Consider the following 5,185-nt stretch of genomic DNA (forward strand, 5'->3'; position numbering starts at 1 on the left):
ACTAAATCTAAGAAAATTAGGAAAATATATGGAGAGAAAGAGAAGGGAAGAAGAAAAAACAAGCCCGATTTTGACATTCATCATCAAAATCGAGCTTGTTTTCTTTTTGAGAGTGGATTATGTCCCACTCCCTTTTTTATGAACGACTTTACATATGATTTCTATACAAGCCGACAACCTTACCAAGAATGGTAACATTGTTTAGACGGATAGGCTCAAGCAGATCATTTTCAGGTTGTAGCCGGATATGATCAGATTCCTTAAAGAATCGTTTACAGGTGGCTTCATCCTCATCAGTCATGGCAATTACAATATCCCCGTTTGTAGCAGCCTGCTGCTTACGGACGATTACTTGATCACCGTCAAGAATTCCTGCGTTAATCATACTTTCTCCTCTAATAGTCAGCATGAACAATGCATTCTGTTCTGTTTTTAAATCAGGCGGCAATGGGAAGAAATCTGACGCTTCTTCAACTGCGAGGATAGGTTCGCCGGCAGTAACTACACCGAGCATTGGGATTGTTGTCGGTTGTACGCCGATTTTTTCCAGACCTTCTGCAGTTAATTCAATAGCCCGCGGTTTTGTAGGGTCTCTAAGAATTAGACCTTTCTTTTCCAATCTTGCCAGATGACCGTGAACAGTGGAAGTAGAGGAAAGATCCACCGCTTTTCCAATCTCGCGAACGGTTGGAGGATATCCTTTGAGTTCAACTTGTTCATATATATATTTTAATACTTCGACTTGTCTTGTTTCGGTACGTTTAGCCAATATCCACACCTTCTTTCCAATTTATAGTTACAGTCTAACATACTTGTCTTTTTAAATCAAACAAGCGTTCGTCTTTTTTAGAGAGAAAGATAGTTGTTTTTTTTGCCGGCTTCTTATAAGATAAGAATGATTGATAAAGGAGGAACGTAGCATGCTGTCAAAAGAAAAACTAGCTCGAATCAATGAGCTGGCTCGTAAGAAGAAAGAGGGGGAACTAACCTCTGCGGAAATAAAGGAGCAAAAGCAGCTTAGAGAAGAATACCTGCAGACCTTTCGTAAAGGAATGCGCCATCATATAGAGGGAATGAAAGTTGTTGATCCGAAAGGAAACGACGTGACTCCTGAAAAACTGAAACAAATCCAAAAGGAAAAAGGACTGCATAATCGCGATTAATTATAGTTCTTTTTACCAAAAGTAATTGCTTTCATAAATAACTTAAGGTACAATGGATTTAATAAAGGTAAAAAAAACCTAAATAGGAGATGATTTTTTTGTTCGACAAAACTGATCAACTTGGTGTTAATACGGTGCGTATGCTTAGCATCGAATCAATCCAAAAGGCGAATTCTGGACATCCGGGTCTACCAATGGGAGCTGCGCCAATGGCGTACGCATTATGGACGAAGCATCTAAAAGTAAATCCAAAGACCTCAACAAACTGGTCTGACCGCGACAGATTTGTGTTATCAGCTGGTCATGGCTCTGCATTGTTATATAGCTTGCTTCATCTATCTGGCTATCAGGTTACGATTGATGATTTGAAGCAGTTCCGCCAATGGGACAGCAAGACACCTGGACATCCGGAGGTCGGACATACAGACGGCGTGGAAGCGACAACTGGTCCTCTTGGACAAGGAATTGCTATGGCTGTTGGGATGGCAATGTCGGAAGCACATTTGTCAGCAGTTTATAACCGAGACAGTTTCCCAGTTGTAGACCATTTCACCTATGCATTGTGCGGGGACGGCGATTTGATGGAAGGCGTTTCTCAAGAAGCTGCATCGATGGCTGGTCATATGAAACTGGGCAAGTTAATTGTGTTGTATGATTCGAATGATATCTCTCTAGACGGCCCTACTTCAAAAGCATTTACTGAGAATGTAGGCGCTCGTTTTGAAGCTTATAACTGGCAGCATATTCTAGTAAAAGACGGTAATGATCTGGAAGCAATTTCGAAAGCAATTGAGGAAGCGAAGGCAGAAACCGATAAACCAACATTGATTGAAGTGAAGACAGTTATCGGCTACGGCTCTCCTAAAGAAGGCACATCGGCTGTTCACGGCGCTCCACTTGGTCAAGAAGGAATTGATGCAGCCAAAGTTGTCTATGGCTGGGATGCTCCTGATTTTTCTGTTCCAGAGGAAGTTGCGGAACGCTTTAAAGAAGCAATGATTGTTGAAGGAGAAAAGGCAGAAGCAAAATGGAACGAAATGTTTAAAAACTATCGTAATGCTCATCCTGAGCTTGCTAAACAATATGAAGAAGCGTTTTCAGGGAAGCTGCCTGAAAATTGGGATAAAGAGTTACCAATATACGAAGTAGGCAGCAGTGCTGCAAGCCGAGTGACAAGTAAAGAGACAATTCATGCGATTTCTAAAGCTGTACCAAGCTTCTGGGGTGGATCAGCCGATCTTTCAGCATCGAATAATACGATGGTTGCAGGAGAAAAAGACTTTGAACCTGGACAATACGAAGGTCGTAATATTTGGTTTGGTGTTCGTGAATTTGCGATGGCAGCTGCGATGAACGGCATTCAGCTTCATGGCGGAACAAAAGTTTATGGTGGTACATTCTTTGTATTTACCGATTATCTGCGTCCAGCTATCAGACTTGCTGCAATTCAACACACACCAGTAACTTATGTTCTAACTCATGATTCAGTTGCCGTTGGGGAAGATGGTCCAACACATGAACCAATTGAACAGCTGGCAAGTGTTCGTTGTATGCCAGGTGTCCAAGTAATTCGTCCAGCAGACGGCAATGAAACAGTTGCGGCCTGGAAAATTGCGATGACAACAACCGACAAACCAACAATCCTTGTATTGAGCCGTCAAAATTTGCCGGTGATTGAAGGAACAAAGGAAAATGCAGTTGAAACAGTTGCTAAGGGTGCCTATGTTATTTCTCCTCAAAAAGGAGCGAAGCCGGAAGGTATTCTCATCGCTACAGGCTCTGAAGTGAATTTAGCTGTTGAAGCACAAAAAGCTTTAGCTGAACAAGGAAAAGATGTTTCTGTTGTCTCCATGCCAAGCTTTGATTTGTTTGAACAACAATCAGCTGAATACAAAGAAGCTGTTTTACCAAAAGAAGTGACAAAACGTGTCGCTATCGAAGCTGCTTCGCCATTTGGCTGGGAGCGTTATGTTGGTAATGGAGCGATAATCGCTATTGACCATTTCGGTGCGTCAGCACCAGGCGACATTGTACTGAAAGAATTCGGCTTTACTGTTGAAAATGTTGTTGAAAAATACACAGCATTATAATTCTAAAATTAACTAATAGACGAATGACTAATTTTAGCCCTATGGTCATGGTAAGCGTAAAAACAGAATAGAACACAAGAACCTGGAACAAAATGCAGAAAATCTCTGATTTTGTTTCAGGTTTTTTTGATTATATGTCAATTTTTGTTGGTGGGACAAAAAACAGAAGGCATTGGTAATTCCTTGTTTATGCTTCTTGAAGAATCTCAATTTCTTTTTGAACCAGAAAGACAATCGGGGATCTAGCATATCAAGTTCTTCAAAGAAACGTTTGGCATTTTGAGGAGTAAAGGCAAATTTGAGAAATTGAACAGTATCATATGTGATACTCAAGTTTGAATCATAACTGAGTAATTCATCGAGAATATCTGTGTGAGTTAATGGTCGTTTGAACAGTGAATGATAGGGACGATGCTGACTATCCAATTCAACTGAATATTTTAAAAGTAACTACCAATACTGTTTTGAGTTGACGGTACTGTTTCTAGAAAGGCTCATCTGTTAGCCCAAGTAAAACTCTAACATTCTTATCCATAGAGGAACAATCTTTCTGATGATTTGTGATTTTGGTCGCTTTCATTTTATCTATTTGTTGTTTGGATACTTAAAAGAGTTAATAGGTGTTTATCAATAAAATGAGTTATGGAGATAAGCACACATATATATAAGTTCTTTATTTATATCTAAAAGTAGTTTATAATAAATGGTAGAGGAAGGGGAGATAAAATGTTAACTGAATTAATTTTAAATGTTAGAAAAAATAGTCTAAAGAAAATATTGCTATGGCAAACTTTGATTGTGATTTTGGGGAGTTTATTTGTATTGCCGACACGGGGAAGTGCTGAAGCTTTAGATAAAGTGGATATTAATTATGCTAATCAAGTAGACTTAGAGCTGATAACAGGTATAGGCCCCGTTATTTCAGAAAGAATTGTTCAGGGAAGACCTTATGAATCATTGGATGATTTGTTAAAAGTTAAAGGGATAGGCACAAAGACTTTAGAGAAAATCAAAGCTCAGAATGTTGCATTTGTAATTAAAGACTCAGAAACAAAGACATACAGAGAATGGTTTCCAAACAATATTCATTTAGCGAGAGGAGCCGCTAACATGAATTTAAGTCTTAGCTATGATGATGATGATGAACTTGATGAAGAAGTTACATATGAGGAATTAAGAAAGAAAACGGGGATAACTGTAAATTCAGAGGCTTTTAAACAAAACAAGGAATGCTTCTATATGCTTCAAGGATTAAGGTATTTAGAAATAATAGATGGCTTTAAAATGGACGGAAATGTAGATTTTAGTCCATTAAAAAATTTAAAACAAATAGATGGATTAAGATTTCAGTTTATTGAACTGCAGTCAGAAAAGCTTTGTGATTTGTTTAAGTATACTGAAAATGTAGATTCTATCTCAGTCTGGTGTGCAGGAGGATCATCTGATAAAGGAAGCTTTTTACAAAATTTATATAAATTTAAAAAATTGAAGTATTTATCTTTTTTTTGGACTGATATCCAGAGTTTAGAATTTGTATCAAAAATTGAAAGATTAGAAACCTTGGCATATAATGAACCTTGCAGACAAGGGTCTGCTGAAATATTTTATCCTGTTAATGACTTGCCATACTTTAAAAAATTAATCATCGACAATAATTTCAATAATTATTCAGCAGTAGAAATGTCCCGTATTTATCGAGAGATTAATGCTAAAATTGAGATGGGTGACTATCATTACTGGTAGTTTGTTTGTACGCCGATTGTAAAATTAAGCTAGACAACAATAAAGCTATTTGTGCTACATTCGGCTCTTTGTCAACTAATGTTGGTGAAGAGAAATCTTAGAATTTTTGAAGATCAAGAGGAAATATTTCTCTTGGTCTTTTTTAGTTTACAATTAAAGCGTTGCCGTGGCGAATCATAATTCGCAGTT

Annotated in this window: 4 protein-coding genes; 3 read left to right on the forward strand and 1 reads right to left on the reverse strand. The window is 38.1% G+C overall.

Annotation, left to right across the window (positions count from 1 at the left end):
• Positions 1-148: 148 nt before the first annotated feature.
• Positions 149-769 (reverse strand): transcriptional repressor LexA, encoded by a 621-nt coding sequence (gene lexA / locus AC1Z3K_RS18465; protein WP_426084148.1) that lies wholly within the window; start codon positions 767-769, stop codon positions 149-151.
• Between the two features lie 151 nt (positions 770-920).
• On the opposite strand from lexA, the gene AC1Z3K_RS18470 reads away from it, so the two are divergent.
• The 3 genes from AC1Z3K_RS18470 to AC1Z3K_RS18480 all read left to right on the forward strand — a co-directional run bounded on the left by AC1Z3K_RS18470 (position 921) and on the right by AC1Z3K_RS18480 (position 4,996).
• Entirely contained in the window at positions 921-1,163 is a 243-nt protein-coding gene (locus AC1Z3K_RS18470; protein WP_461733552.1) for a DUF896 family protein, read from the forward strand.
• 98 nt (positions 1,164-1,261) lie between these two features.
• Complete coding sequence (tkt, locus tag AC1Z3K_RS18475) at positions 1,262-3,253, forward strand: transketolase (RefSeq protein WP_461733553.1); 1,992 nt, start codon at positions 1,262-1,264, stop codon at positions 3,251-3,253.
• Positions 3,254-3,979: 726 nt separating this feature from the next.
• Positions 3,980-4,996 carry a ComEA family DNA-binding protein gene (locus AC1Z3K_RS18480; RefSeq protein WP_461733554.1) on the forward strand — a complete coding sequence of 339 codons (1,017 nt, stop codon included), beginning with the start codon at positions 3,980-3,982 and terminating at the stop codon, positions 4,994-4,996.
• The last annotated feature ends 189 nt before the right edge of the window (positions 4,997-5,185 follow it).

The organism is Enterococcus sp. LJL128 (genome assembly GCF_056924295.1).

Bases quoted from the DNA above. Each gene is read 5' to 3' on its own strand.
- AC1Z3K_RS18470 (WP_461733552.1), top strand. From the start codon at position 921: ATGCTGTCAAAAGAAAAACTAGCTCGAATCAATGAGCTGGCTCGTAAG.
- AC1Z3K_RS18480 (WP_461733554.1), top strand. From the start codon at position 3,980: ATGTTAACTGAATTAATTTTAAATGTTAGAAAAAATAGTCTAAAGAAA.